Origin of the sequence: Bacteroides sp. OF03-11BH (assembly GCF_003604005.1) — a bacterium.
Classification (GTDB): Bacteria; Bacteroidota; Bacteroidia; order Bacteroidales; family Bacteroidaceae; genus Bacteroides; species Bacteroides ovatus.
The window spans coordinates 1-3,055 of record NZ_QTMW01000102.1; the positions used below are offsets into that span (position 1 = coordinate 1).

Sequence of the window (3,055 nt, forward strand, 5' to 3'; positions counted from 1 at the left end):
AACGTTATACTATCAGCCGATTTGGCTGTTATTTTCTTTAAGTATCAGACCTCGTCTTCCTCCATCAACAGATCGTCCAACGGGCTTTTGATATTGCTTTTGAAAGTGTCGGCTATGTGGACATACCTTTCCGTTGTCTTGATGTTGTTATGTCCCATAAGCTCTTTCACAATCTTGATGTCGGTTCCTTGCTCCAGCAAGTGGGTGGCGAACGAATGGCGCAGCAGGTGCGGATAAATCCGTTTCGTGATTCCCGCTTCCCGGGCCGCTGCCTTCAGCCGTTTCGACACGATGCTCTCGGTGAAAGGTTCGCCCGGTCTGTGTTCAAAAAGCCACACTTTCGGTTTGTATAGTCTGTTATATTCCGTCAGCTTTTTCATCAACGGTTTTGATAGCAGGGTGTAGCGGTCTTTTTTTCCTTTACCCTGCCGCACCCGTATCAGGGAGCGGGATTCGTTGATGTCGCCGGGTTTCAGTTCCAGCAGTTCGCTGATGCGCAATCCTGCGGAATAGAGTATGGAGAACATGCAGAAGAAGCGCAGGTCTGTCACCGTCGCGTCGAGTATCTTCTTTATTTCCTCCTTGCTCAACACGTCGGGCAGCGTCTTCTCCCGTTTGGCACGGTTCACCTTGTAACACCGCCGTTCCTGACCGAGAACTTTCTCGTAATAGAACTTGATGGCGTTGATACGCTGGTTTTGCTGGCAGGAGGATATGTTTTTCTCGTGGATGAGATACAGCAGGTAGTCGTTTATCTCGCCGGGGGTAACCGTTTCAATCTTACGCCCCTCGAAATGCTGTTGGAAATCGCGGAAATAGGAGGTATATACCCTTACGGTATGGTCACTGTAACGCACTTGCTGAAGTTTTTCCAGATAGCCTTCCGGCAGTGGCGGCCGTTTGTCTTCCTCTTTACGGGGGGCGGTTTCCTTGATGGCAGAATAGTCTATAAACGCCATTTTCACATAGCGGTCGAAGAACTCGGCAAGCACGAAATCTTCTGCCGGCAGATAAGCCCTGCCGCCGACAAGCAGTACGTTTTCTTCCTTCGACAGCGACAAGCGGATGTCATTGTCATTACCGAAAGTCACTTCGACAAATTCTCTCCCGTTTCTTATCACCGGAGAAAGTTTGATCTTGGTTTTTGGGGTATATATTTCCATGCCTCACGTTTTGTCGGATATTGAAACCCGTTTTCGCAAATTTATAAAAAAACACGGGTTATCCATGCGCTTTATTGACATTTAACAATAGATCCCGACTACCTGACAATAAGGTGAGGAGCCACGAAAATACCCTCTGCCAAATCCGTCCTTCCCGGCACTCCGTTTCTCCGATTTCCTCTGCCCTGCGCCACAAGCGGCCACTTCTGTGCCCGATGCTTCCATAGCCTTTCCAACTCTTTTACGTTCAGCCGGTTCCCCTTACTTTCGTTCCCGCATCGCTATTGGTGCTAACTAAAAACACTCGTAATTATGGACGAAAACGTAAAGAACGACGCTAAACAAGTCATGCTCGTTCAAAATGCCGACGACGGACGACTGCAAGCCGTTACCGGCGTGGATCGGGACGGCAATATCCAGACCGCCGACCCCACGGATCAGAATGTGGCGAGCCTGCTGAACGTGAACACGCAGGATTCAGCCCTCGAAGCCTTCTTCAAAAAGTTCATGGAACAGGCCCAGAACCCCGTCCACACGGGTATCTTCGTCATGACGGAGAATGCCCTGAACAAACTTATCCGCATCGACTTCGACCCGGAGATCCTGGAAAATTACCGTATCGACCCCTCCGAACGGCTTCAGACGCAGGAGCAGCGGCAGTTCGAGCCGCTGGACGTCACGAAGATAGACCTGGCGGATATGGAGAAGAAAGGTATCCGCATGGAGGACATCGAGCCGCACCTGAAAGCCATGTCTTACGGACATAAATCCAACGGGCTGGTGGAGATGAACCCCGAACTGGAGAACGGGATGCGTGTTTCCACCAAAGGGCGCGTGTCGCTCGAAGAGCAGGCGGACGGCTCGCTGCGCGTCGTGCCGCATTACTGGCAGGAACGGCCCGACCTCGACGTCCCCTTCCACGGGGTGCTGCTCGACGAGGAGGCGAAAACGAACCTGATGAACACCCGCCACGCCGGGAAAGTGATCGACCTGGAGCTGGAGCCGGGCAAGCTCACGCCCTGCTACGTGTCGATAGACAAATGGACGAACACGCTGGAACCCATGCCCGTTTCGCTACTCGAAAAACGTGCCCGCATCAAGGAGGCCGACCTCTCGGAAGGCAAGCAGATGGATTTCTACGGCGGCGGCAAGGTGTTGCTCGAAGGATATACCACCCGCGCGGGTTATAAGCGGGATGCCTATATCCAAATCGACGCGGCCGAACGTAACTATTCCTTTACCTACGACGGTTTGGATCGCAACCGCTACGCCCAGGAGAACAAGGAGATTTACCGCCAGAAGGCCGCCGAGAAAAACGGACGGCAGGAAACGGCGGCCTCCGAACGACAGCCCACGCTCACGATTCACCGGACAATCCTCAAAGCCTCCGTGCCCAAAGAGGCTTATGACCAGTGGACGGAAGCGGTGAACGATCCATCCAAGCGGGCGGATGTCAAGGCTTTCTATATCAAGGGCATGGTCAAGGACGGGCAGGGTGAGCCGTTCAACGCCTGGGTCAAGCCCAACTTCGAGCGTAACAAGATGGATTTCTTCCGCTGGAATCCCGACCGTGCGAAACGGCAGGGCGCGGAGGTCAAACCCGCCGTTGAAAGCCGTACCCAGGTCGCCGTCAATTCCGAGGGCAAGACCGTCGAAGCGGTCAAAGGTGTGAAAGAGCCGCTCAAGCAGGGACAGCAGGAGGCCACCCCGGCGCAGAAGAAAAATTACCGCAGCAGCAAAAAGAGCAACTCCAAAGGTGTCAAGGTATAACGTATGAAATGGTTCTACATGCAGGCTGGAGCCATGCCGCTCCTGATCGCGGCGCTGGCTGCCTTGTACCTCCGGCCGGGTAAACGCAGCCCCCCGGAGGAGGCGGACGACGGACGGCAGTA

The 3,055-nt window shown here is 53.7% G+C and carries 3 protein-coding genes; 1 reads left to right on the top strand and 2 read right to left on the bottom strand.

Features of this window, described 5'->3' with window-relative positions:
- Positions 1-44: 44 nt before the first annotated feature.
- Both DXA54_RS27695 and DXA54_RS28355 read right to left on the bottom strand, forming a co-directional pair.
- Positions 45-1,163 carry a tyrosine-type recombinase/integrase gene (locus DXA54_RS27695; protein ID WP_007565622.1) on the bottom strand — a complete coding sequence of 373 codons (1,119 nt, stop codon included), beginning with the start codon at positions 1,161-1,163 and terminating at the stop codon, positions 45-47.
- Positions 1,164-1,261: 98 nt separating this feature from the next.
- Positions 1,262-1,399, bottom strand: coding sequence for a hypothetical protein (locus DXA54_RS28355; protein ID WP_008620100.1), 138 nt, complete (start codon positions 1,397-1,399; stop codon positions 1,262-1,264).
- A gap of 76 nt (positions 1,400-1,475) precedes the next feature.
- On the opposite strand from DXA54_RS28355, the gene DXA54_RS27700 reads away from it, so the two are divergent.
- The gene (locus DXA54_RS27700; protein ID WP_070751578.1) at positions 1,476-2,933 is read left to right on the top strand and encodes a DUF3945 domain-containing protein; all 1,458 of its coding nucleotides are present in this window, start codon (positions 1,476-1,478) and stop codon (positions 2,931-2,933) included.
- Positions 2,934-3,055 lie beyond the last annotated feature (122 nt).

Bases quoted from the DNA above. Each gene is read 5' to 3' on its own strand.
- DXA54_RS27695 (WP_007565622.1), bottom strand. From the start codon at position 1,163: ATGGAAATATATACCCCAAAAACCAAGATCAAACTTTCTCCGGTGATA.
- DXA54_RS27700 (WP_070751578.1), top strand. From the start codon at position 1,476: ATGGACGAAAACGTAAAGAACGACGCTAAACAAGTCATGCTCGTTCAA.